Origin of the sequence: Citrobacter sp. S55_ASV_140, from assembly GCF_018919505.1 — a bacterium.
GTDB lineage: Bacteria > Pseudomonadota > Gammaproteobacteria > Enterobacterales > Enterobacteriaceae > Citrobacter > Citrobacter werkmanii.
In genome coordinates this window covers 18,941-41,684 of the sequence record NZ_JAHLQZ010000022.1, presented here as the reverse complement: position 1 = coordinate 41,684, position 22,744 = coordinate 18,941, and the positions used below count along the sequence as shown (strand labels likewise).

The following is a 22,744-nucleotide window of genomic DNA, read 5'->3' as shown; positions in this document are numbered from 1 at the left end:
GCTGGGCCTGGTTTCTGGCGCGTCTGGTGATTTCCGTCGTGGTGATGTCAGCGGTCCTGTTCGGGATGCTCTATATCATGCCGGACTGGTCGCAGGGAACGATGTTGTGGCGTTTACTGCGTCTGATGGCCGTCGTGGTGGCTGGGATTGCAGCTTACTTCGCCGCGCTTGCTGTGCTGGGCTTTAAAGTGAAAGAGTTTGTGCGCCGGACGGCGTAACCGATGATTGCCGGATGGCGGCGTTACGCCGGATCCGGCCTGCAGAACGCGCTGGCCTGAAAGCTGCGAGCGATCAGGCTGGCATTAAATAGAGAATTTTTTCCCGCCGCGGTGCGCAGCAGAGGTTTGACCGTTTGCGCCATACAGCGCCGGCTCCTGGTGCGGTTTCAGCACTTGAATCGCTTGTTGATTACGCTCAATTTGCCCTTCCAGCAGCCATCCGTTGTGCTGGTTGAGGTCGCGCAAATGCTGCGTTTTTTGAGTGATCGTCTGCCAGCGTTCAGCAATCTCATCGTTGGCGCTGCGCGTGGCGTCATGCTCCAGACGGCGCTGCTGCTCCAGATAATCAAGGGTTGCCAGCAAAGAGCTTTTTTCTTCTGTAATACGCTGTAGCTGGCTGCCGTTGATGTATCCGGCGGAAAGCTGCTGCTGCTCAGCATCCATTACCGTTTTCAGGTCATTGAGGACGGTTGTCATCTGATCAAGTATTTCTGACAAACGAGTCATACTTTATTTACTCTGTAAGTAGCTCTGTGCCTCGCGAATGAGCGAGTCGGCAATTTTTCCGGTATCCATTTTCAACTCACCGTTACGGATCGCGGTTTTTAATGCTTCGACGCGTTCCATATTGATGTCATTGGTGCCGGGCTGCATCAGTTTGGCCTGGGCGTCGCTCAGCATAACGCTGGTGCTGGTGGTCGCGGTGGTTTTTTCCTTCCGCGCTTTTTGTACCGGCGCATCGCTGGTTTCACGTGGCTGAACGGTACTGACTGGCTTCAATGGTGAGGTACGATCAATGCTCATTTTGTTTATCCTCATCGAGGGGGTACGCTATAGCGGCCCGCTGTAATCATTGGTTGTTTATCTATCGGCACACGCTAAAAAATCTTTAACCTATTATAGGTTAATAAGAATATTCCCATCAGAATCGACGATGCCGCTCACCACCTGGCCGGAAATCATCCGCACTCGCGCATTCTGTGCGACGGCGGCATTGTTCAGCGCTTTACCTTCGGCATTCACCCGAAAGCCATCGCCATTGGCGATAACCAGTACGCGTTGGCCAGCTTTGATCCGCCAGGCCTGGCGCAACATTGAAAGCTGTATCGGCTGACCGGGAACCAGATCGCGCAGACTCACCGCGTCCTGCACCTGATTCAAATCTAACACGGCGCGCGGCGGCAGTTGGTCCAGCCGGCCTCGCTTTAACGTCACGCTGGTCGGGGTTAGCGCGCTGCCCCGGGCGACGGGCGCGGCGGCAACCACGTAGTTTCCCGTGGCCTGCACATTCACCTGCAAATAACGTTTCTCGTTGGCGCAGCGGGCCAGCACGTTCACATTCCCCCACAGTTTCGCGTTGCCTGACACGCTTAATGCGGGTTGCTCGCAACTGGGCAGTAGGTTAGGCGACGTACGGATAGTGACGACCACCTCATCGCTAAACCCGGCCAGACGTTGGGAAAACCATGCCGTCAGCTGTGAATTCAGGTCTTGCGCCAGCGTCATAGGGCTGAACAGCAGTGCTGCCACAACTATTCCACGTTTAAACGTTTGCATCAAAACCTCGCGCTTTTTCAGGTAGTGGCAGGATTTTACCTGTGTGACGCAGTCATCAACGCAACAAATAGCGACGCATTTTGCGTTTATTCCGGCGATAACGCGCGCGTAATGGGATTTAAGCTGTCGGCTGAATTTTGTCATTTGCGGAGGAGATATGCTCGATAAGCTCGACGCCGCCTTACGTTTTCAACAGGAAGCGCTGAATTTGCGCGCCCAGCGCCAGGAAATATTGGCCGCCAACATTGCCAATGCCGACACGCCGGGGTATCAGGCGCGCGATCTGGATTTCGCCAGTGAATTGAAAAAAGTCATGGTGCGTGGACGGGAACAAACCGGCGGCGTCTCGTTGACGCTGACCTCTGCACAACATATTCCGGCCCAAACCGCTTCTGCTCCCGCTACGGAATTGCTCTATCGCATTCCTGACCAGCCGTCTCTGGATGGTAATACGGTGGATATGGACCGGGAACGTACGCAATTTGCAGACAACAGCCTCAAATATCAAATGGGGCTGACCGCGTTGGGCGGACAAATCAAAGGCATGATGAACGTGCTGCAAGGAGGGAACTAATTCGTGGCGCTGTTAAATATTTTTGATATCGCAGGCTCTGCGCTGACGGCGCAGTCTAAGCGTCTGAACGTGGCGGCCAGCAACATGGCGAATGCGGATAGCGTCACCGGACCCGACGGTCAGCCGTATCGCGCCAAGCAGGTTGTTTTTCAGGTTGATGCCGCGCCAGGGGCGGCTACAGGCGGCGTAAAAGTGGCTGACGTTATTGAAAGCCAGGCGCCGGATAAGCTGGTGTATGAGCCGGGTAATCCGCTGGCCGATGCGAACGGCTACGTAAAAATGCCGAATGTGGACGTCGTCGGCGAGATGGTCAACACCATGTCCGCTTCGCGTAGCTACCAGGCAAACGTCGAAGTGCTCAACACCGTGAAAAGCTTGATGCTCAAAACGCTTACGTTAGGCCAGTAAAGGAGACGCACATGTCTGTTGCTGTAACCATGAATGACCCGAGCAATGCAGGCGTTAAAGCCGCTACCGGGAATAGCTCCCTGACGGGCAGTAATGCCGCTGACCTGCAAAGCAGTTTTCTGACGCTGCTGGTCGCACAGTTGAAAAACCAGGACCCAACCAACCCGCTGCAAAACAACGAACTGACCACCCAACTGGCGCAAATCAGCACCGTGAGTGGGATTGAGAAACTGAACACCACGCTGGGGTCTATTTCCGGGCAGATCGACAACAGTCAGTCGCTGCAGGCCAGTACGTTGATTGGTCACGGCGTCATGATCCCAGGCACCACCATCCTGACCGGTAAAGGTACGGAAGAGGGCGCGAAAACCACCACCACGCCGTTTGGCGTTGAGCTGCAGCAGCCAGCAGATAAGGTCACTGCAACGATTACCGATAAAGACGGCAAAGTGATACGCACTATTGATATCGGCGGCTTGAAAGCAGGAGTTCATACCTTTACCTGGGACGGCACCATGACCGATGGCACGGATGCGCCAAGCGGTTCTTATAACGTCTCAATTGCTGCCAGCAATGGCGGAACGCAACTGGTGGCACAGCCGCTTCAGTTTGCGCTGGTGCAGGGTGTTATTCGCAGTAACGGCGGTAATACGCTGGACCTGGGCACCTATGGAACCACCACCCTCGACGAAGTACGGCAAATAATCTAAGCCCTCACACTTATCAGGAGTAAGTCATGGCCTTTTCTCAAGCGGTCAGCGGTCTGAACGCTGCAGCGACCAACCTCGATGTCATTGGTAATAACATCGCCAACTCCGCTACCTACGGTTTTAAATCTGGTACGGCTTCTTTTGCCGATATGTTCGCCGGTTCTAAAGTGGGCCTGGGGGTTAAAGTTGCGGGTATTACTCAGGACTTTACCGATGGTACTACCACCAATACCGGACGCGGACTGGATGTGGCTATCAGCCAGAACGGATTTTTCCGTATGGTAGACAGCAACGGCTCTGTATTCTACAGCCGTAACGGTCAGTTCAAGCTCGATGAAAACCGCAATATCGTTAACATGCAGGGGCTGCAACTGACAGGTTATCCTGCTACCGGTACACCGCCGACAATACAGCAAGGTGCTAACCCGGCACCGATCACTATTCCGAATACGCTGATGGCGGCGAAAACCACGACTACCGCGTCAATGCAGATCAACCTGAACTCCACTGACAAGGTGCCAAGCAAAACGCCGTTTAATCCAAACGATGCGGATTCCTACAACAAAAAAGGCACTGTTACCGTTTTCGATAGTCAGGGTAACGCCCATGACATGAATATTTTTTATGTCAAAAACGCGCAGAGCAACACCTGGGAAATTCACACTCAGGATGCCTCAACCGGCGACCCCGCAAAATCAGCCGGGTTTATGCAGTTTAACGAAAATGGTGCGTTTTTAGGGATTAGCGCTACGGCAACCGGTACGCCAGCAGGAACGGACATCAACATCGAAACAGGGCAAATTAACGGTGCAGATACCGCAAAATTCTCCCTGAGCTTCCTGAACTCCATGCAGCAGAACACCGGTGCCAACAACATCGTCGCCACGAATCAGAACGGCTACAAGCCGGGCGATCTGGTGAGCTACCAGATTAACAATGACGGTACCGTGGTCGGTAATTACTCCAACGAACAGCAACAGGTACTGGGCCAGATCGTGCTGGCAAACTTTGCCAACAATGAAGGTCTGGCGTCTCAGGGCGACAACGTCTGGGCGGCTACACAGGCTTCCGGCGTGGCGCTGCTGGGTACCGCAGGCGAAGGTAACTTCGGCAAACTGACCAACGGCGCGCTGGAAGCCTCAAACGTGGATTTGAGTAAAGAACTGGTGAATATGATCGTCGCTCAGCGTAACTATCAGTCGAACGCGCAGACCATCAAAACCCAGGATCAGATCCTCAACACGCTGGTCAACCTGCGCTAAGCGCCTGACGGGATGGCTTAATGGATCACGCAATTTATACCGCTATGGGCGCGGCCAGTCAGACGCTGAATCAACAGGCGGTGACGGCCAGCAACCTGGCAAACGCCTCCACGCCGGGCTTTCGTGCGCAGCTCAATGCGCTGCGTGCGGTTCCCGTTGAAGGTTTGTCTTTACCGACGCGTACGCTGGTGGTGGCCTCCACGCCGGGGGCCGACATGACGCCGGGCCAGATGGACTATACCTCACGCCCGCTGGACGTGGCGTTGCAACAGGACGGCTGGTTGGCTGTCCAGACCGCAGACGGTAGCGAAGGATATACCCGTAATGGCGCCATTCAGGTAAGCCCTACGGGTGAACTCACTATTCAGGGGCATCCGGTAATCGGTGAAGCCGGGCCGATAGCCGTACCGGAAGGTTCCGAAGTCACCATTGCGGCTGACGGGACGATCTCGGCGCTTAACCCAGGCGATCCTGCCAATACGGTTGCGCCCGTTGGGCGTCTGAAGCTGGTGAAGGCGACGGGGAATGAAGTGCAACGTGGTGATGACGGTATGTTTCGTCTGACTCAGGCCGCACAGGCTACCCGTGGCGCGACGTTACAGGCCGATCCGAGCATCCGCGTTATGTCGGGCGTGCTGGAAGGTAGTAACGTCAAGCCGGTTGCCGCGATGAGCGACATGATTGCCAACGCCCGCCGTTTTGAAATGCAGATGAAGATTATCAGTAGCGTGGATGATAACGCGGGCCGCGCTAACCAACTGCTGTCGATGAGTTAACACAGGACATTTTATGATCAGTTCATTATGGATCGCCAAAACCGGCCTGGATGCGCAGCAAACCAACATGGATGTGATTGCCAACAACCTGGCAAACGTCAGCACCAACGGATTTAAGCGTCAACGTGCGGTGTTTGAAGATCTGTTGTATCAGACGATTCGCCAGCCTGGCGCCCAGTCTTCTGAACAAACCACACTGCCGTCCGGTTTGCAGATTGGTACCGGTGTGCGTCCGGTTGCGACCGAGCGTTTACACAGCCAGGGTAACCTGTCGCAGACTAACAACAGTAAAGACGTGGCAATTAAAGGTCAGGGCTTTTTCCAGGTCATGCTGCCTGATGGTACGTCAGCTTATACCCGTGACGGTTCTTTCCAGGTGGATCAGAACGGTCAGTTAGTGACGGCGGGTGGTTTTCAGGTTCAGCCTGCCATTACCATCCCGGCTAACGCGCTCAGCATCACCATTGGACGTGACGGTATTGTCAGTGTGACCCAGCAGGGTCAGGCTGCGCCTGTTCAGGTCGGGCAGCTTAACCTGACCACCTTTATGAACGACACCGGCCTGGAAAGTATTGGTGAGAATCTGTACACCGAAACGCAGTCATCTGGCGCGCCGAATGAGAGCACGCCGGGGCTGAACGGCGCGGGTCTGCTGTACCAGGGTTATGTTGAAACCTCTAACGTCAATGTGGCGGAAGAACTGGTAAACATGATCCAGGTTCAGCGCGCTTACGAAATCAACAGTAAAGCGGTATCGACCACCGATCAGATGCTGCAAAAACTGACGCAACTCTAAAGTGGAGTCCGGTGGGGTGAGAACCTCACCGGCACACTGATTTTGAAGATGACCGCAATGCGAAAATACGCGCTTCACCCATACCCAATTTTAGCTCTGCTGGTGGTTTCACTGACAGGGTGCGCCTGGATCCCAGCCACGCCGCTCGTGCAGGGCGCGACGTCTGCTCAACCGGTTCCAGGCCCGACGCCGGTGGCGAATGGCTCAATCTTCCAGTCGGCACAGCCGATTAACTACGGTTATCAGCCGCTCTTCGAAGACCGCCGTCCGCGCAATATTGGCGATACGCTGACCATCGTATTGCAGGAAAACGTCAGCGCGAGCAAAAGCTCCTCGGCAAACGCCAGCCGCGACGGCAAGACCAACTTTGGTTTTGATACCGTACCGCGCTACCTGCAAGGGCTGTTTGGTAACGAACGTGCCGACGTAGAAGCCTCCGGTGGGAACACTTTTAACGGTAAAGGCGGCGCGAACGCCAGCAATACCTTCAGCGGTACGTTGACCGTAACGGTCGATCAGGTCCTGGTGAATGGCAATTTACATGTCGTGGGTGAAAAACAGATCGCCATTAATCAGGGCACTGAGTTCATTCGCTTCTCCGGGGTCGTTAACCCGCGCACCATCAGTGGCAGCAACTCCGTACCGTCAACTCAGGTTGCGGATGCGCGTATTGAGTACGTCGGCAACGGCTACATCAATGAAGCGCAAAATATGGGCTGGTTGCAGCGTTTCTTCCTTAACTTGTCGCCGATGTAAGCGAGGTACCCGGTGTTTAAATCTCTTGTTGGAATGGTACTGGTACTGGCAACCGCCTTTGCGCATGCCGACCGTATTCGTGACCTGACCAGCGTGCAGGGCGTGCGGGAAAACTCGTTGATAGGTTACGGGCTGGTGGTCGGGCTGGATGGTACCGGTGACCAGACCACACAGACGCCGTTTACGACGCAAACGCTCAATAACATGCTGTCGCAGTTGGGGATCACCGTACCAACCGGCACCAATATGCAGCTGAAAAACGTGGCGGCGGTGATGGTTACCGCGCAGTTCCCGGCTTTTGGTCGCCAGGGGCAAACCATTGACGTGGTGGTCTCTTCCATGGGGAACGCCAAAAGCCTGCGCGGCGGAACGCTGCTGATGACCCCGCTGAAAGGGGTCGATAGCCAGGTATATGCCTTGGCGCAGGGGAATATTCTGGTTGGCGGTGCGGGCGCGGCTGCGGGTGGCAGTAGCGTGCAAGTTAACCAGCTCAATGGCGGACGCATCACCAACGGCGCGACCATCGAACGTGAGTTGCCCAGCCAGTTCGGCGGCGGCAACACTATTAATCTGCAGCTCAATAATGAAGATTTCACTATGGCGCAGCAGATTACCGACACCATTAACCGCTCGCGTGGCTTTGGCAGCGCGACGGCGCTGGATGCCCGGACCATACAAGTGCGTGTGCCAAGCGGCAACAGTTCACAGGTACGCTTCCTTGCCGACATCCAGAATATGGAGGTGAACGTCACGCCGCAGGACGCGAAGGTCATTATCAACTCGCGTACGGGATCTGTAGTCATGAACCGTGAAGTCACGCTGGATAGCTGTGCCGTGGCGCAGGGTAACTTGTCGATTACGGTAAACCGCCAGGCAAACGTCAGCCAGCCGGATACGCCGTTTGGCGGCGGACAGACCGTAGTGACGCCACAAACGCAGATCGATCTGCGCCAGAGCGGCGGCTCGCTGCAAAGCGTACGTTCCAGCGCCAATCTGAACAACGTCGTGCGCGCGCTGAATGCGCTGGGGGCGACGCCGATGGATCTGATGTCCATTCTGCAATCGATGCAGAGCGCGGGTTGCTTACGCGCCAAACTGGAAATCATCTGATGATTGGCGACAGCAAACTGCTGACCAGCGCCGCCTGGGATGCGCAAGCACTGAACGAACTGAAAGCGAAAGCGGGTCAGGATCCGGCGGCGAATATTCGCCCCGTGGCCCGTCAGGTTGAAGGGATGTTCGTGCAGATGATGCTGAAAAGCATGCGTGAAGCGTTGCCGAAAGATGGCGTGTTTAGCAGCGATTCAACGCGTTTGTATACCAGCATGTATGACCAACAAATTGCGCAGCAGATGACCGCAGGCAAAGGTCTGGGACTGGCTGAAATGATGGTTAAGCAGATGACGCAAGGACAAGCGCAACCTGCTGATGATGCGCCACAGGTGCCGATGAAGTTTCCGCTGGAAACGGTGACCAGCTATCAAAACCAGGCGCTGACGCAACTGGTGCGCAAAGCCATCCCGAGGACGACGGAAAGTAATGATGAGCCGCTGTCGGGCGACAGTAAAGACTTCCTCGCCCAGCTGTCGCTGCCGGCAAAACTGGCGAGTCAGCAAAGCGGCGTTCCGCATCATCTCATTCTGGCGCAGGCGGCGCTGGAGTCCGGATGGGGCCAGCGGCAAATTCGCCGGGAAAACGGCGAACCGAGTTTCAACATTTTTGGCGTGAAGGCTTCGGGAGGCTGGAAGGGACCAACGACCGAAATCACCACCACCGAATATGAAAACGGCGAGGCGAAAAAGGTGAAAGCCAGATTCCGCGTCTATAGCTCTTACCTTGAGGCGCTGTCGGATTATGTCGGGCTGATTTCCCGTAACCCGCGCTATGCGGCGGTGACCGCAGCTGCAACCGCTGAGCAGGGCGCGCAGGCTCTGCAAAATGCCGGTTACGCTACCGACCCTAACTATGCGCGGAAATTAACCAGCATGATCCAGCAGTTGAAATCGATGAGTGAAAAGGTGAGCAAAACCTACAGCACGAACATCGATAATCTCTTTTAAATAGCTCAAGTCTACCGACCTGCTGCCGATAATAACGAGTATTGAAGGATTACAAGGAACCTCCATGTCCAGCTTGATTAATAACGCGATGAGTGGACTCAGCGCAGCGCAGGCCGCGTTGAACACTGCCAGTAATAACATCTCCAGCTATAACGTCGCCGGATATACCCGACAAACGACAATTATGGCGCAAGCGAACAGCACGCTGGGTGCGGGGGGCTGGGTAGGCAATGGCGTCTATGTTTCTGGTGTGCAGCGCGAGTATGACTCGTTTATCACCAATCAGCTGCGGGCAGCGCAAAACCAGAGCAGCGGTCTGACGACCCGTTATGAGCAAATGTCGAAAATCGACAACCTGTTGTCCAGCAAAACCAGTTCGATTTCGACCTCAATGCAGGACTTTTTTACCAGCCTGCAAACGCTGGTCAGTAACGCCGAAGATCCGGCGGCACGCCAGGCGCTGATCGGTAAAGCTGACGGTTTGGTGAATCAGTTTAAAACGACCGATCAGTATCTGCGCGATCAGGATAAGCAGGTTAATACCGCTATCAAAGCCAGCGTCGATCAGATCAACAACTACTCGAAACAAATCGCCAGCCTTAACGACCAGATTTCTCGTCTGACCGGTGTTGGGGCGGGGGCCTCCCCTAACGATCTGCTCGATCAGCGCGATCAACTGGTCAGTGAACTGAACCAGCTTGTCGGCGTGGAAGTCAGCGTTCAGGACGGCGGCACTTACAACGTAACCATGGCGAACGGTTATTCATTGGTGCAGGGCAGCAATGCGCGCCAACTGGCGGCAGTGCCTTCCAGTGACGATCCTTCGCGTACAACCGTTGCGTATGTGGATGGCGTTGCCGGAGCGGTTGAGATCCCTGAGAAACTGCTGAATACCGGTTCATTGGGTGGACTGCTCACCTTCCGTTCGCAGGAACTGGATCAAACGCGTAACACGCTGGGCCAACTGGCGCTGGCGTTTGCCGATGCGTTTAACACCCAGCATAAAGAAGGTTTTGATGCTAACGGCGATGCGGGTAAAGATTTCTTTGCTATCGGCAGCCCGTCCGTACTGAGTAACGCTAAAAATACCGGTAAAGCAGAATTAAGTGCTGAAGTTGATGACAGTTCGAAAGTGCAGGCTACCGACTATAAAGTTGTGTTTAGCGGCGGCAAATGGCAGGTGACGCGTCTGGCCGATAACACCACGTTTGAAGCTAAACCTGATGCGAACGGTAAACTGGATATTGATGGTCTGAAGGTAACGGTTAAGGCTAATCCAACCGGCGCTAACGATAACGACAGCTTTATTCTGAAACCCGTGAGCAACGCTATCGTTGATATGAAAGTCATGGTGACTGACGAGTCGAAAATCGCCATGGCGTCAGAGAAAAGCACTGATCCTGCTGCAGATACAGGTGCAAGCGATAACCGTAACGGTCAGAAACTGCTGGATCTGCAAACCAAGGCAACTGTTGGTAATAAAACCTTTAATGACGCTTACGCCACCCTGGTGAGTGACGTGGGCAACAAAACGGCGACGCTGAAAACCAGCAGTACCACGCAAAACAATGTGGTCAAGCAGCTTTATAACCAGCAGCAGTCGATTTCCGGGGTAAACCTCGACGAAGAATACGGTAATTTGCAGCGTTATCAGCAGTATTACCTGGCTAACGCACAGGTATTGCAAACTGCGAATGCGCTGTTTGATGCATTGATTAATATTCGCTAAGGGAGAGGGACACAATGCGTATCAGCACCCAGATGATGTACCAGCAGAACATGCGTGGCATCACTAACTCTCAGGCTGAATGGATGAAGTTCGGCGAGCAGATGTCGACCGGCAAACGTGTGATCAGCCCGTCTGACGATCCGATTGCCGCGTCGCAAGCCGTAGTGCTTTCTCAGGCTCAGGCGCAGAACAGCCAGTACACGCTGGCGCGCACCTTCGCGACGCAGAAAGTCTCGCTGGAAGAGAACGTACTGAGCCAGGTAACAACGGCTATTCAGGCTGCGCAGGAGAAAATTGTTTATGCCGGTAACGGTACATTAAGTGATGATGACCGTGCATCGTTGGCCACTGATTTGCAGGGTATCCGCGATCAACTGATGAACCTGGCGAACAGCACCGACGGTAATGGGCGCTACATTTTTGGCGGATATAAAACCGAATCGGCCCCGTTTGCCCAGGCTGATGGTTCCTATAGCGGTGGAACAACAAATGTGACCCAGCAGGTTGATGCTTCCCGTACCATGGTCATTGGTCACACGGGCGACAAAATCTTCGCCAGCCTGACCAGCAACGCCGTACCGGAACCACCGGGTAGCACCCAGGAAAAGAACCTGTTCAAAATGCTGGACAGCGCGATTGAAGAGCTAAAAATTCCTATTGCGGGTGATGATGTGGCAAAGGATAAGGCCGCAGCAGCTATCGATAAAACCAATCGTGGCTTGAAAAACTCACTGAATAACGTGCTTTCCGTTCGCGCAGAATTGGGTACCCAACTGAGTGAACTGAGCTCACTGGATTCACTGGGAGCCGATCGTGCGTTAGGCCAAACCCAACAGATGAGCAACCTGGTGGATGTCGACTGGAATGCGGCGATTTCGTCCTACGTCATGCAGCAGGCCGCACTTCAGGCTTCTTATAAAGCATTTACCGATATGCAGGGAATGTCGTTGTTCCAGCTTAATCGGTAATATCTCTTTTTGAACATATCTTGAAACTGGGTATGTTTGTCTGCCCGCTCCCTTAACACCCAGGAGCGGGCATTTTTTTAGGCTACTGTTGTTTTGCTAAGCGACAGATTTCCCGTCAGCCTTATTACCAGCGCAAGCGCACCGCTGATGGTTGCCAGCGTCACCACACCTTCCCAGTTTGCCAGCGCATAGACCTGACTCCCGAGAACGGAACCCAGCGCCATACCAATGAACACCATAGTAAACAGCAGCGCATTCAGACGGCCCCGGGCCTGAGGCTCCAGGCCATAAACCAGGTTCTGGTGGGCAACCAGGCTGGATTGCAATCCGAGATCAAAACCGACCGCCGAAACAGCAATCAGCAGCCACTGCCCCTGTACTGGCAGGGCGGGTAACAAGAACATCAGTGCGAAAGAGACGGTTACCAGCAAAGCACCTAACTGCGTCACTTTTGCTGCGCCCACTTTATCGGCCAGATGACCCGCCAACGGCGCGGCAAGCGCACCGGCGGCTCCCGCGATACCAAACGCGCCCGCCATCGCGCTACCCATGTGATAATGTTCAGATAACATCACCGCCAGCGTGGACCAGAAAGCGCTGAAGGCTATGGACAGAAAGCCCTGTGCCAGCGCCGCGCGGCGCAATGTGGGATACCGTTGCCAGAGCTGCGCCATAGAGAACATCAATGACGGGTAGCTCAGTGTGGAATGGGCCGTAAAACGAGGCAGCGCCTTCCACATAATTACGGTAATCATGGCAATACTGGCGGCGGCAAGTTGGTACATCTCACGCCAGCCAAACGCTTCACCCACCAGTCCGCTGACGGTACGCGAGAGTAAAATCCCCAACAGCAGACCAGTCATCACCGTGCCCACCGTTTTTCCCTGTTTGCCTTCCGGCGCCAGAATAGCCGCCGCGGGAACGATATCCTGCGCCATTGTTGCCGCCATGCCCATCAACAGGCTCACTATTAGCAGTGAATGTAACTGCCCGGTAAAGCTGCATGCCAGAAGCAGTACGGCAAGAGAGATACTTTTCAGCAGGATTAATGTCCGGCGGTCATAACGATCGCCCAATGGCAATAAAAACAGAATACCCAGCGCGTATCCCGCCTGGGTCAGCGTCGGAACCAGCCCCATGCCGGTAATACTTAAGTTCAGATCCTGACCCATTAAAGGCAGAAGGGGCTGGGCATAGTAGATAGCGGCAACGCTGAATCCGGCTCCTAATGCCAGAACGAAAATGACCCAACGGGAAAGTGCGGTGTGTGTGTTCACAAATGATTCCTCAATCACAGGATGTGCGGCTATTTTTATCCTTCTGCGGGTGGTGCGGTAGCGAGCGCAGTGGTAAAACAGTTATACGTCAGGCGTATGAAGAAACTGGTAATGATAAAAACTGAACGTATAGATAGGGTGGAATTGATGCGCACGTTTGTGCGCATCGTTGAAGCAGGATCGCTTTCGGCAGCGGCAAAACAGATGGGGACAACGCAAGCGACGGTAAGCCGACGGTTGCAATCCCTGGAAACTCTGCTGGGTGTGAAACTGATCATGCGTACCACGCATGCGATGAAATTAACCGACGATGGAGAGCGCGGTTACCAGCACGCCAAAAATATCATCGATGCCTGGCTGGCGCTGGAAGATGGACTTAATGTCACGGAAGATGAACCGGTGGGGACGTTGCGCGTACGGGCGCCGCATGCGTTTGGACAGCAACAGCTTCTTGAGCCGCTGTTGCAGTTTCTTTCGCGCTATCCACAGTTATCGGTGGAGTGGATGCTTAACGACAAAACCGTTGATTTCTTGAGCGATAATATTGATTGCGCGATTCGGGTTGGCGCGGAAGTCGATCCGGCCACGGTTTCGGTTTTACTGGCTGAAGTTCCCCGTAGCATGGTGGTGAGTCCTGTATTGCTGGAGCAATATGGCGAAATTTCGCACCCTGAGCAGTTATCCGCGCTGCCGTGGATTGCAGTGAACACGTTTTTTCAGCATAGCGTTTCGTTGCTACACCAGGCGCGTAATGAACCTGTCACGCTGACTATTTCACCCAGATTAAGTACTGACAGTATTTATGTGGCAAGAAATGCCGCGCTGGCCGGGCTGGGGGTGACGATTGTTTCCAGCTGGATGGTTGAAGAAGATATCGCCAACGGACGTTTAGTTATGCTGCTACCCGAGTGGCGGGCAGCCTCGTTGCCGGTGCATCTGGTTTATCCCTGGGCGCGTTACTATCCGACACGGTTGCGCAAATTTTTAGCGTTAATGAAGGATGTGATGCCGCAATTAACCGGGATGAAACGCGTAGAGCCGATATAAAAAAGCCGACCCTAAGGTCGGCTTTGAGGTTGATTATGACTTATTCAACCGGCTGCGGGCGTGTTGCCGGCGCAGTGGCCTGATGCGTGGCGCTGTGTCCACCGGCGGCGCCTTTGCCTTCAAAGGCGAATGGCGGGCGCTGCCAGTCGCTATGACGCGGCGCTTCTGGCACATAATCCGGCGCGGGAGCGCGGGTCATCGGCGCAGTCGCATGGCTGTGAAGGTGCTCGGCGTCAACGCTTGTTGCGACAACGTCAGACTTAACGACTTCAGCTTCTACAACCGGCGCAGCAACAACTTCCTGCGGCGCAGCGACTTCTTCCACAACAGGTGCTGCTTGCGCGACTTCTTCAACCACCTCCGGCTTGGAGACGATGATTTCCGCAGGCTCTTCAGCCGGGGTTTCAGCGACCGGTTGAGCTTCAGCGGCGATCTCTTCAGCTACAGGTGCGTCAGATTCAGCGATAATTTGCGGTTGTTCTTCAACCGGGGTCGCAATGACTTCCGGATGCGTGGTTTCAACAACGGCAATCTGAGGTTCCGCTACAACTTCCTCTGGCTGCACGGCTTCAACCGGCGCAGGAGTGTCCGCAATGTGCTCAACGGCAGCCGCAGCAACCTGAGGCTCTACTGCGACAGAGGCAGTTTGCTCCTGGTGAATTTCCTGCTCGCGTTGTTCTTCAACCTGCTGATCCTGCGGACGAACGACAGGGTAGCTGATCCATACTTTACCGGACGCCAATTCAGGAGAAGCACAGGCGACGGTCAGCGGCATTGGCGACTGAGCCGGATAACGCTCGTCACGATAACGACGACGACGCTGTCCACTTACGCGCAGATGGCGAGGGGAACGGCGGGAACGACGTGGCATACCGTTGGAGTCACGCGCTTCGCTGTTGTCTTCCTGCTCAGGTGCGACAACGGCTGGCAGATCAACTTTCGCCAGTTCGGTACGCGGAGTCGGTACGGACTGCTCAACGGCTTGAGCGACAACGACCTCAGCTGCCGCAGCGGTAGTTGCCACTTCGGCTTCAACCGCCGTGCTGTCTGTATAACGCACTTTCTGGTTCAACTGACGCTGTTTACGACGGGTCTGAGGCTGACGTACGCGCTCTTCCTGCTCGGTATCCTGCGCTTGTTGTTCAGCCAGGTTCAGCTCTTTAACTTCCTGCTGCGCCTGACGCTTGTCATCGTTGCGGCGGCGGTTGCGCTCGCGACGCGGGGTCTGCTGCTCATCACCTGATTTCGCTTTGTCAGCGACATCACTGGATTGCTGGCGATTATCGCGCGCTTCCGCATTTTGCTGCTGGGCCTGACGACGGTTACGACGATTGTCATCGCGATTTTCGCCGTTTTCCGCACGTTCGTTACGGTTGTCACGATCGCCACGGTTATCGCGGTTATCACGACGATCGTTACGATCGCGACGATTATTTTGACGTGGTTTACGGCGGTCCTGCTGACGTTCCGTCTTCTCTTCAGCTTTCGGTGCAGGTTGTTCAACCGGCTTCGCTTCTTCGTTACCGCCGAAGATAGACTTCAGTGCGCTGAAGAAACGGCTAATCAAACCAGGCTGAGAGGCTGTTGCTGCGGTGGCAGCAGCAGCTTTAGGCGCTACGGCTTTAACAGCGGGTTCTTGCACGGTTGGTGCTGGCGGCACGTCTGGCATAGCAAAGGTCGCGAGTGCCGGTTGCTCTGGCTGTTTACGCTCGACATACTCTTGTTCTGACGGCAGTTCCATTGCTTCTTCGTGCAGCTTCGGCAGCAAGTAGCTCAGGGTTGGCGTTTCTTCGCCTTTGCGGACGCGCAGCACGGAATAGTGCGGGGTTTCCATCTGATCGTTTGGCACGATTACACAGCGCACGCCATTCTGACGCGTCTCGATGGCGTTGACCGCAGTACGCTTTTCGTTGAGCAGATAAGAGGCAATCGGCACAGGAACGATAGCGTGAACTTCCTGGGTATTCTCTTTCAGCGCTTCTTCTTCAATCAGACGCAGAATAGACAGCGACAGAGATTCGTTGTCACGCACGGTACCGGTGCCGGAGCAGCGCGGGCAGACGTGATGGCTGGACTCACCCAGAGACGGGCTCAGACGCTGGCGGGACATCTCCAGCAGGCCGAAGCGAGAAATATGGCTGATCTGAATACGCGCTCGGTCCTGACGCACGGCTTCACGCAGGCGGTTTTCAACCGCACGCTGGTGGCGAACCGGCGTCATATCGATAAAGTCGATGACAATCAGGCCGCCGAGGTCGCGCAGACGCAGCTGACGCGCAATTTCATCGGCTGCTTCCAGGTTGGTGTTGAATGCGGTTTCTTCGATGTCGCCGCCGCGGGTCGCGCGTGCGGAGTTGATATCGATAGCGGTAAGGGCTTCAGTGCTGTCGATGACGATGGAGCCGCCGGACGGCAGACGCACTTCGCGCTGGAATGCAGACTCAATCTGAGATTCAATTTGATAGTGGCTGAACAGCGGAATTTCACCGGTGTACAGTTTGATTTTGCTGCTGAAATCCGGACGACCCAGCGCGGCGATGTGCTGACGCGCCATCTCCATGACTTTCGGGTTATCAATGAGGATTTCGCCAATATCCTGACGTAAATAGTCACGGAATGCGCGGACGATGACGTTGCTTTCCTGGTGAATCAGGAACGGAGCAGGGCGGCTGTCGGCGGCTTTTTGAATGGCTTCCCAGTGTTTCAGGCGGAAGCTCAGGTCCCATTGCAGCGCTTCGGCGGATTTGCCGACACCTGCGGTACGCACAATAAGCCCCATACCATCAGGCAGTTCCAGGCTTGCCAGCGCTTCTTTTAATTCGGTGCGGTCGTCGCCTTCAATACGACGGGAGATGCCGCCCGCGCGCGGGTTGTTCGGCATCAGAACCAGATAACTACCCGCCAGGCTGATAAAGGTGGTCAGCGCAGCGCCTTTATTGCCGCGTTCTTCTTTATCGATCTGAACAATGACTTCCTGACCTTCACGCAACACATCTTTAATGTTGGGACGACCATGGGAGTTGTAGTTAGCGGGGAAGTATTCGCGGGCAATTTCTTTTAACGGAAGGAAACCGTGACGTTCAGCGCCGTAATCAACAAAAGCAGCTTCCAGACTCGGTTCAATACGGGTAATTTTCCCTTTATAGATGTTGGCTTTTTTCTGTTCGTGTCCAGGACTTTCGATATCCAGATCGTACAGACGTTGCCCATCTACAAGGGCGACACGCAACTCTTCCTGCTGAGTCGCGTTAATTAACATTCTTTTCATCGTAACTTACTCATTATTCTTACATTGACGACTAAGCTGCGGGCAGAGTAATGCCTTTCCGGGTGTGAACCGATGGCCTCGTGTCTATTCGCGTCGCCAACCTCACGGTTATCGTCAGCTCAAAGAGGCGCAGAGTGTCGGTTGCCTGTATTTCATACGGAAACACAGCGCAATTATCAGGGGAACAGTCTGGGTGTTACTCTCCAGAAAAGCTTCCTTATTACCGGTAAGGACTGCAACCCGCAGCCCGCTAACTGCCTGAAAGATCAATACGTCTTACGCCATTGCTGCGTTGATGATCGGTCGGGCAAAATTGGGTCATTCCGGAAAAGGTCTTGTTTTAACAAGATTCAACACGGAGACAACCTCATTATTCCACTGCTAACCTTGTTATAGCAAGATGACTTTTGCCATTTATCACCCGGTTACTCACAGTTTTTTCACTTCCGCGTAGTGATTGGTTTAATAACCACCAAATCGGTTATGTCAAACTTAAGTAATAGGGTATAGCAGTTAATATAAGCATAGAAAAATGTGTGGCGCGAATCTTGATGGCTATTTAAAATCGGCCCCCATGAAAACAGAGACTCCAGCCGTAAAAACAGTTGCTATCACTGCCGACGAAGCAGGGCAACGCATCGACAACTTTTTACGCACTCAACTCAAGGGTGTGCCGAAAAGTATGATTTATCGCATTTTGCGTAAAGGCGAAGTGCGGGTGAATAAAAAGCGCATTAAACCCGAGTACAAACTCGAAGATGGGGACATCGTGCGTATTCCACCTGTGCGTGTCGCTGAACGTGAAGAAGAGACTATTTCCCCAAATCTGCAGAAGGTTGCGGCGCTGACTGATGTCATTTTATATGAAGATGATCATATTCTGGTGCTTAACAAACCTTCAGGAACGGCCGTACATGGCGGAAGCGGATTAAGCTTTGGTGTTATTGAAGGTTTACGCGCGTTACGTCCGGAAGCGCGTTTCCTCGAACTGGTGCATCGCCTGGACCGCGATACCTCCGGTGTGCTGCTGGTTGCTAAAAAACGCTCAGCCTTACGTTCGTTGCATGAACAGCTGCGTGAAAAAGGGATGCAAAAAGACTACCTGGCGCTGGTGAGAGGCCAGTGGCAGTCGCATGTCAAAACCGTGCAGGCGCCGCTGTTGAAGAACATTTTGCAAAGCGGCGAGCGTATCGTGCGGGTGAATCAGGAAGGCAAACCGTCGGAAACACGCTTTAAGGTGGAAGAGCGCTATGCGTTTGCCACGCTTGTGCGCTGTAGCCCGGTCACAGGGCGCACGCACCAGATCCGTGTGCATACCCAATATGCCGGGCATCCGATAGCCTTTGACGATCGCTATGGCGACCGTGAGTTCGATAAACAACTCGCGGATACCGGACTGAACAGGCTGTTCCTTCATGCCGCGGCGTTGAAATTCACCCATCCGGGGACGGGCGAAGTGATGCGTGTTGAAGCGCCGATGGATAAACAGTTGAAGCGCTGCCTTGAGGTGTTACGTAGTAAAGCCTGATGCGCGTTGCTTATCAGGCCTGCAATCGCGTTATGCGCCGTAGGCCTGATAAGACGCATCGCGTCGCCATCAGGTGGATTAACTAGGCGTTCAGCGGGTTCATCTCTTCCCGGCGCAGCATTTGACACAATGCGATCAGCGGCAGGCCGATCAGCGTATTGGGGTCGCGACCCTCGAGACGCTCAAAGAGAGCAATACCTAACCCCTCACTTTTAAAACTGCCGGCACAATGTAGCGGGCGTTCTTTGCGCAGGTAATCATCAATTTCCGTTTCGCTTAAATGCCGAAAATGAACGTCGAACGGCTCGACCTCAGTTTGTAAATGTCCGGTAGCTGAATTATAAAGCGCCAGTCCGGTGTAAAACGTCACAATATTGCCACGGGCTTTGAGTAATTGTTGGCGCGCATTTTCTTCTGTTAATGGTTTGCCGGTTATTTCACCATCAAGAACACAAATTTGATCGGAGCCAATAATCAGATGCGCTGGATAACGTTGGGCGAGAGATTGCGCTTTTTGTTGCGCCAGTCGCGAGACTAAATGGCGTGGCGCTTCGCCGGGTAACGGCGTTTCATCCACCTCAGGAGCCGCGCATTCAAACGGAATTGCCAGTTTTTCAAGTAAAGCGCGACGCCAGGGAGAGGTCGAGGCAAGTATAAGTTGAGGCATATTTTTCCCCTCGCATATAGCGTATTGATGAGAGCCATTTTAAACTATGGACTTCGTCCTACAAGCTGGCTGTATTGGCTTGTCTTGAGCGATTTTAAGTCGATGACCCGCAATGTGTGCGAATTATTGGCAAAAGGCAACCTCAGGCTGCCTTTTTCTTTGACTATATGACGTTACAAAGTTAATATGCGCGCCCTATGCAAAAGGTAAAATTACCCCTGACTCTTGATCCGGTTCGTACGGCTCAAAAACGCCTCGATTATGAAGGTATCTATACTTCTGATCTGGTTGAGCGCGTCGCCGATTCTGTGGTCAGTGTGGACAGTGATGTGGAATGCTCCATGTCGTTCGCTATCGATAACCAGCGCCTTGCCGTGATAACCGGTGATGCGAAAGTGTCGGTTACGCTCGAATGTCAGCGTTGCGGGAAACCGTTCCCACTTCATGTTCACACAACATATTGTTTTAGTCCTGTCCGTTCTGACGAACAGGCTGAAGCACTCCCGGAAGCGTATGAGCCGATTGAGGTTAACGAATTCGGTGAAATCGATCTGCTTGCAATGGTTGAAGATGAGATTATCCTCTCCTTGCCGGTAGTTCCGGTGCATGATTCTGAACACTGTGAAGTGTCCGAGGCGGACATGGTCTTTGGCGAATTGCCTGATGAAGCGCAAAAACCAAACCCATTTGCCGTATTAGCCAGCTTAAAGCGTAAGTAATTGAGGAGTAAGGTCCATGGCCGTACAACAGAATAAACCAACCCGTTCCAAACGTGGCATGCGTCGTTCTCATGACGCTCTGACCGCAGTCACCAGCCTGTCTGTAGACAAAACTTCTGGTGAACAACACCTGCGTCACCACATCACTGCCGACGGTTTCTACCGTGGCCGTAAGGTAATCGCTAAGTAATCACGCATGACTCAATGGATTTCCCGCTTCGGTGAGAAAGACAGAGAGCGCACGCGTGATGAAGCTTAGTGAGGCTTTCCCCGGGTAACTGGGGAAACACCTAACCGGGCAGCGACGATACCTTGACACATCTAACCCTGGCGTTAGATGTCATGGGGGGAGATTTTGGCCCTACCGTGACAGTGCCTGCAGCATTGCAGGCACTGAATTCTAATTCGCAACTCACACTTCTTTTAGTCGGGGATCCCGATACAATCACGCCATTACTTGCCAAAGCTGACTTCGAACAACGTTCACGTCTGCAGATTGTCCCTGCTCAGTCAGTTATTGCCAGTGATGCCCGGCCCTCGCAGGCTATTCGCGCCAGTCGTGGAAGCTCAATGCGTGTTGCCCTGGAGCTCGTGAAAGAAGGTCGAGCGCAAGCCTGTGTGAGTGCTGGTAATACCGGCGCGCTAATGGGACTTGCGAAGTTATTGCTCAAACCCCTTGAGGGTATTGAGCGTCCTGCGTTGGTGACGGTTTTACCGCATCAGCAAAAGGGCAAAACGGTGGTGCTGGATTTAGGCGCCAACGTGGATTGTGATAGCACGATGTTGGTGCAATTTGCCGTTATGGGTTCCGTGCTGGCAGAAGAAGTCGTTGGGATTGCTAATCCTCGCGTTGCGTTGCTCAACATCGGCGAAGAAGAAACTAAAGGTCTCGACAGTATTCGGGATGCTTCTGCGGTGCTAAAAACAATCCCTTCCATTAACTATATAGGCTATCTTGAAGCCAATGAGTTATTGACTGGTAAAACTGATGTACTGGTCTGTGACGGCTTTACAGGTAATGTCACATTAAAGACGATGGAAGGTGTTGTCAGAATGTTCCTTTCACTGCTGAAATCTCAGGGTGAGGGCAAAAAACGGTCGTGGTGGCTGCTTTTATTAAAACGTTGGTTACAAAAAAGCCTGACAAGGCGATTTAGTCACCTCAACCCCGACCAGTATAATGGCGCCTGTCTGTTAGGATTGCGCGGCACGGTGATTAAGAGTCATGGTGCGGCTAATCAGCGAGCATTTGAGGTCGCGATTGAACAGGCAGTGCAGGCGGTGCAGCGACAAGTTCCTCAGCGAATTGCCGCTCGCCTGGAATCTGTATACCCAGCTGGATTCGAACTGCTGGACGGTGGCGAAAGCGCAAACTCACGACCGCACAGATAATAGCGCGTTTGTGAAAGCTGTCAGCGTACCAGCGTTTTGCTCGTGGCGGTATATAACCAAAAAGTGACTGAGCGTACATGTATACGAAGATTATTGGTACCGGCAGCTATCTGCCTGAACAAGTGCGTACTAACGCCGATTTGGAAAAAATGGTCGAGACATCTGATGAGTGGATCGTCACTCGCACAGGTATCCGTGAACGCCACATCGCAGCGCCAAATGAAACAGTTGCGACGATGGGCTTTGCCGCCGCAAACCGTGCGCTGGAAATGGCGGGCATCGACAAAGAAGAAATTGGTCTGATTGTGGTTGCCACCACATCATCCACACACGCATTTCCAAGCGCGGCATGCCAGATCCAAAGTATGCTGGGGATCAAAGGCTGTCCGGCGTTTGACGTTGCGGCCGCTTGTGCCGGTTTTACCTATGCCCTGAGCGTTGCCGATCAGTACGTTAAGTCTGGCGCAGTGAAGCATGCGCTGGTCGTTGGATCTGATGTTCTTGCTCGTACTTGTGATCCAACCGATCGTGGAACGATCATTATCTTTGGTGACGGCGCGGGCGCGGTGGTACTGAGCGCATCCGAAGAGCCGGGTATTCTCTCCACGCATCTGCATGCTGATGGTCGTTACGGTGAGTTGTTGACGCTGCCTAACGCCGATCGCGTAAATCCGGATAACCCGATCCACCTGACGATGGCGGGTAACGAAGTATTTAAAGTCGCGGTGACCGAGCTTGCCCACATCGTTGATGAAACGCTGGAAGCCAATAATCTCGACCGTTCTGCGCTGGACTGGCTGGTGCCGCATCAGGCAAACCTGCGCATTATCAGCGCGACAGCGAAAAAGCTGGGCATGTCGATGGATAATGTCGTCGTTACACTGGACAGACATGGCAATACGTCCGCGGCTTCCGTACCGTGCGCACTGGACGAAGCCGTCCGCGACGGGCGTATCAAAGCCGGGCAGTTGATATTGCTTGAAGCCTTCGGGGGTGGATTCACCTGGGGCTCCGCGCTGGTTCGTTTCTAGT

Annotated in this window: 23 protein-coding genes and 1 pseudogene; 18 read left to right on the top strand and 6 right to left on the bottom strand. The window is 53.8% G+C overall.

Features of this window, described 5'->3' with window-relative positions:
• Window positions 1-218: pseudogene (locus KQJ18_RS06155) on the top strand (lipid II flippase MurJ); the annotation flags it as partial.
• Between the two features lie 84 nt (window positions 219-302).
• Here the strand turns inward: KQJ18_RS06155 and flgN are convergent.
• The 3 genes from flgN to flgA all read right to left on the bottom strand — a co-directional run bounded on the left by flgN (window position 303) and on the right by flgA (window position 1,775).
• Window positions 303-725 (bottom strand): flagella biosynthesis chaperone FlgN, encoded by a 423-nt coding sequence (flgN, locus tag KQJ18_RS06150; protein WP_069323314.1) that lies wholly within the window; start codon window positions 723-725, stop codon window positions 303-305.
• A 3-nt stretch (window positions 726-728) separates the two neighbouring features.
• Complete coding sequence (gene flgM, locus KQJ18_RS06145) at window positions 729-1,022, bottom strand: flagellar biosynthesis anti-sigma factor FlgM (RefSeq protein WP_003832153.1); 294 nt, start codon at window positions 1,020-1,022, stop codon at window positions 729-731.
• 93 nt (window positions 1,023-1,115) lie between these two features.
• Window positions 1,116-1,775, bottom strand: coding sequence for a flagellar basal body P-ring formation chaperone FlgA (flgA, locus tag KQJ18_RS06140; RefSeq protein ID WP_038643111.1), 660 nt, complete (start codon window positions 1,773-1,775; stop codon window positions 1,116-1,118).
• Between the two features lie 157 nt (window positions 1,776-1,932).
• Here flgA and flgB point away from each other — a divergent pair, with 157 nt between their 5' ends.
• The 11 genes from flgB (at window position 1,933) to flgL (ending at window position 11,814) form a co-directional block, all read left to right on the top strand.
• Window positions 1,933-2,349, top strand: a complete 417-nt coding sequence (gene flgB, locus KQJ18_RS06135) for a flagellar basal body rod protein FlgB (protein ID WP_038639692.1) — start codon at window positions 1,933-1,935, stop codon at window positions 2,347-2,349.
• Between the two features lie 3 nt (window positions 2,350-2,352).
• Window positions 2,353-2,757, top strand: a complete 405-nt coding sequence (gene flgC / locus KQJ18_RS06130; RefSeq protein WP_006685091.1) for a flagellar basal body rod protein FlgC — start codon at window positions 2,353-2,355, stop codon at window positions 2,755-2,757.
• Between the two features lie 11 nt (window positions 2,758-2,768).
• Window positions 2,769-3,467 carry a flagellar hook assembly protein FlgD gene (gene flgD / locus KQJ18_RS06125; protein ID WP_038639698.1) on the top strand — a complete coding sequence of 233 codons (699 nt, stop codon included), beginning with the start codon at window positions 2,769-2,771 and terminating at the stop codon, window positions 3,465-3,467.
• 26 nt (window positions 3,468-3,493) lie between these two features.
• On the top strand, window positions 3,494-4,729 hold the full coding sequence (flgE, locus tag KQJ18_RS06120) for a flagellar hook protein FlgE (protein ID WP_085048530.1): 1,236 nt from the start codon (window positions 3,494-3,496) through the stop codon (window positions 4,727-4,729).
• A 20-nt stretch (window positions 4,730-4,749) separates the two neighbouring features.
• Window positions 4,750-5,505, top strand: coding sequence for a flagellar basal body rod protein FlgF (locus tag KQJ18_RS06115; RefSeq protein ID WP_038639704.1), 756 nt, complete (start codon window positions 4,750-4,752; stop codon window positions 5,503-5,505).
• Window positions 5,506-5,518: 13 nt separating this feature from the next.
• The gene (flgG, locus tag KQJ18_RS06110) at window positions 5,519-6,301 is read left to right on the top strand and encodes a flagellar basal-body rod protein FlgG (protein WP_006685087.1); all 783 of its coding nucleotides are present in this window, start codon (window positions 5,519-5,521) and stop codon (window positions 6,299-6,301) included.
• Between the two features lie 57 nt (window positions 6,302-6,358).
• Window positions 6,359-7,057, top strand: coding sequence for a flagellar basal body L-ring protein FlgH (flgH, locus tag KQJ18_RS06105; RefSeq protein WP_016152630.1), 699 nt, complete (start codon window positions 6,359-6,361; stop codon window positions 7,055-7,057).
• A gap of 33 nt (window positions 7,058-7,090) precedes the next feature.
• Window positions 7,091-8,167: a flagellar basal body P-ring protein FlgI gene (locus KQJ18_RS06100; RefSeq protein WP_087857787.1), complete on the top strand. Its 1,077-nt coding sequence runs from the start codon at window positions 7,091-7,093 to the stop codon at window positions 8,165-8,167.
• On the top strand, window positions 8,167-9,117 hold the full coding sequence (flgJ, locus tag KQJ18_RS06095; RefSeq protein WP_085048529.1) for a flagellar assembly peptidoglycan hydrolase FlgJ: 951 nt from the start codon (window positions 8,167-8,169) through the stop codon (window positions 9,115-9,117). The genes KQJ18_RS06100 and flgJ overlap by 1 nt, the downstream gene beginning before the upstream one ends.
• Window positions 9,118-9,181: 64 nt before the next feature.
• Window positions 9,182-10,846, top strand: coding sequence for a flagellar hook-associated protein FlgK (gene flgK, locus KQJ18_RS06090; RefSeq protein ID WP_069323316.1), 1,665 nt, complete (start codon window positions 9,182-9,184; stop codon window positions 10,844-10,846).
• 14 nt (window positions 10,847-10,860) lie between these two features.
• The gene (gene flgL / locus KQJ18_RS06085; protein WP_110498365.1) at window positions 10,861-11,814 is read left to right on the top strand and encodes a flagellar hook-associated protein FlgL; all 954 of its coding nucleotides are present in this window, start codon (window positions 10,861-10,863) and stop codon (window positions 11,812-11,814) included.
• 77 nt (window positions 11,815-11,891) lie between these two features.
• Here flgL and KQJ18_RS06080 read toward each other — a convergent pair whose 3' ends face one another.
• Window positions 11,892-13,091, bottom strand: a complete 1,200-nt coding sequence (locus KQJ18_RS06080; protein ID WP_216421652.1) for an MFS transporter — start codon at window positions 13,089-13,091, stop codon at window positions 11,892-11,894.
• A 21-nt stretch (window positions 13,092-13,112) separates the two neighbouring features.
• Here KQJ18_RS06080 and KQJ18_RS06075 point away from each other — a divergent pair, with 21 nt between their 5' ends.
• Window positions 13,113-14,138 (top strand): LysR family transcriptional regulator, encoded by a 1,026-nt coding sequence (locus KQJ18_RS06075; RefSeq protein WP_085048527.1) that lies wholly within the window; start codon window positions 13,113-13,115, stop codon window positions 14,136-14,138.
• A gap of 40 nt (window positions 14,139-14,178) precedes the next feature.
• Here the strand turns inward: KQJ18_RS06075 and rne are convergent, their stop codons facing one another.
• Window positions 14,179-17,406, bottom strand: a complete 3,228-nt coding sequence (gene rne / locus KQJ18_RS06070) for a ribonuclease E (protein WP_216421651.1) — start codon at window positions 17,404-17,406, stop codon at window positions 14,179-14,181.
• A gap of 574 nt (window positions 17,407-17,980) precedes the next feature.
• On the opposite strand from rne, the gene rluC reads away from it, so the two are divergent.
• A complete protein-coding gene (gene rluC / locus KQJ18_RS06065; protein WP_167371252.1) occupies window positions 17,981-18,934 on the top strand; it encodes a 23S rRNA pseudouridine(955/2504/2580) synthase RluC in 954 nt (317 codons plus the stop codon).
• Window positions 18,935-19,016: 82 nt separating this feature from the next.
• Here rluC and KQJ18_RS06060 read toward each other — a convergent pair whose 3' ends face one another.
• Window positions 19,017-19,601, bottom strand: a complete 585-nt coding sequence (locus KQJ18_RS06060) for a nucleoside triphosphate pyrophosphatase (RefSeq protein ID WP_038639734.1) — start codon at window positions 19,599-19,601, stop codon at window positions 19,017-19,019.
• A gap of 197 nt (window positions 19,602-19,798) precedes the next feature.
• On the opposite strand from KQJ18_RS06060, the gene yceD reads away from it, so the two are divergent.
• The 4 genes from yceD (at window position 19,799) to KQJ18_RS06040 (ending at window position 22,743) form a co-directional block, all read left to right on the top strand.
• Window positions 19,799-20,320 (top strand): 23S rRNA accumulation protein YceD, encoded by a 522-nt coding sequence (gene yceD, locus KQJ18_RS06055; protein WP_003036239.1) that lies wholly within the window; start codon window positions 19,799-19,801, stop codon window positions 20,318-20,320.
• A 16-nt stretch (window positions 20,321-20,336) separates the two neighbouring features.
• Window positions 20,337-20,510 carry a 50S ribosomal protein L32 gene (gene rpmF, locus KQJ18_RS06050; RefSeq protein WP_003036242.1) on the top strand — a complete coding sequence of 58 codons (174 nt, stop codon included), beginning with the start codon at window positions 20,337-20,339 and terminating at the stop codon, window positions 20,508-20,510.
• 122 nt (window positions 20,511-20,632) lie between these two features.
• The gene (plsX, locus tag KQJ18_RS06045) at window positions 20,633-21,712 is read left to right on the top strand and encodes a phosphate acyltransferase PlsX (protein ID WP_074458481.1); all 1,080 of its coding nucleotides are present in this window, start codon (window positions 20,633-20,635) and stop codon (window positions 21,710-21,712) included.
• Between the two features lie 77 nt (window positions 21,713-21,789).
• On the top strand, window positions 21,790-22,743 hold the full coding sequence (locus tag KQJ18_RS06040) for a beta-ketoacyl-ACP synthase III (protein WP_006685075.1): 954 nt from the start codon (window positions 21,790-21,792) through the stop codon (window positions 22,741-22,743).
• The last annotated feature ends 1 nt before the right edge of the window (window position 22,744 follow it).

Excerpts from the sequence above, each read along its gene's own strand:
- flgN (WP_069323314.1), bottom strand. The coding sequence starts at position 725 with ATGACTCGTTTGTCAGAAATACTTGATCAGATGACAACCGTCCTCAAT.
- flgM (WP_003832153.1), bottom strand. The coding sequence starts at position 1,022 with ATGAGCATTGATCGTACCTCACCATTGAAGCCAGTCAGTACCGTTCAG.
- flgA (WP_038643111.1), bottom strand. The coding sequence starts at position 1,775 with ATGCAAACGTTTAAACGTGGAATAGTTGTGGCAGCACTGCTGTTCAGC.
- flgB (WP_038639692.1), top strand. The coding sequence starts at position 1,933 with ATGCTCGATAAGCTCGACGCCGCCTTACGTTTTCAACAGGAAGCGCTG.
- flgD (WP_038639698.1), top strand. The coding sequence starts at position 2,769 with ATGTCTGTTGCTGTAACCATGAATGACCCGAGCAATGCAGGCGTTAAA.
- flgE (WP_085048530.1), top strand. The coding sequence starts at position 3,494 with ATGGCCTTTTCTCAAGCGGTCAGCGGTCTGAACGCTGCAGCGACCAAC.
- KQJ18_RS06115 (WP_038639704.1), top strand. The coding sequence starts at position 4,750 with ATGGATCACGCAATTTATACCGCTATGGGCGCGGCCAGTCAGACGCTG.
- flgG (WP_006685087.1), top strand. The coding sequence starts at position 5,519 with ATGATCAGTTCATTATGGATCGCCAAAACCGGCCTGGATGCGCAGCAA.
- flgH (WP_016152630.1), top strand. The coding sequence starts at position 6,359 with ATGCGAAAATACGCGCTTCACCCATACCCAATTTTAGCTCTGCTGGTG.
- KQJ18_RS06100 (WP_087857787.1), top strand. The coding sequence starts at position 7,091 with ATGGTACTGGTACTGGCAACCGCCTTTGCGCATGCCGACCGTATTCGT.
- flgJ (WP_085048529.1), top strand. The coding sequence starts at position 8,167 with ATGATTGGCGACAGCAAACTGCTGACCAGCGCCGCCTGGGATGCGCAA.
- flgK (WP_069323316.1), top strand. The coding sequence starts at position 9,182 with ATGTCCAGCTTGATTAATAACGCGATGAGTGGACTCAGCGCAGCGCAG.
- flgL (WP_110498365.1), top strand. The coding sequence starts at position 10,861 with ATGCGTATCAGCACCCAGATGATGTACCAGCAGAACATGCGTGGCATC.
- KQJ18_RS06075 (WP_085048527.1), top strand. The coding sequence starts at position 13,113 with ATGTGCGGCTATTTTTATCCTTCTGCGGGTGGTGCGGTAGCGAGCGCA.
- rne (WP_216421651.1), bottom strand. The coding sequence starts at position 17,406 with ATGAAAAGAATGTTAATTAACGCGACTCAGCAGGAAGAGTTGCGTGTC.
- rluC (WP_167371252.1), top strand. The coding sequence starts at position 17,981 with ATGAAAACAGAGACTCCAGCCGTAAAAACAGTTGCTATCACTGCCGAC.
- KQJ18_RS06060 (WP_038639734.1), bottom strand. The coding sequence starts at position 19,601 with ATGCCTCAACTTATACTTGCCTCGACCTCTCCCTGGCGTCGCGCTTTA.
- yceD (WP_003036239.1), top strand. The coding sequence starts at position 19,799 with ATGCAAAAGGTAAAATTACCCCTGACTCTTGATCCGGTTCGTACGGCT.
- rpmF (WP_003036242.1), top strand. The coding sequence starts at position 20,337 with ATGGCCGTACAACAGAATAAACCAACCCGTTCCAAACGTGGCATGCGT.
- KQJ18_RS06040 (WP_006685075.1), top strand. The coding sequence starts at position 21,790 with ATGTATACGAAGATTATTGGTACCGGCAGCTATCTGCCTGAACAAGTG.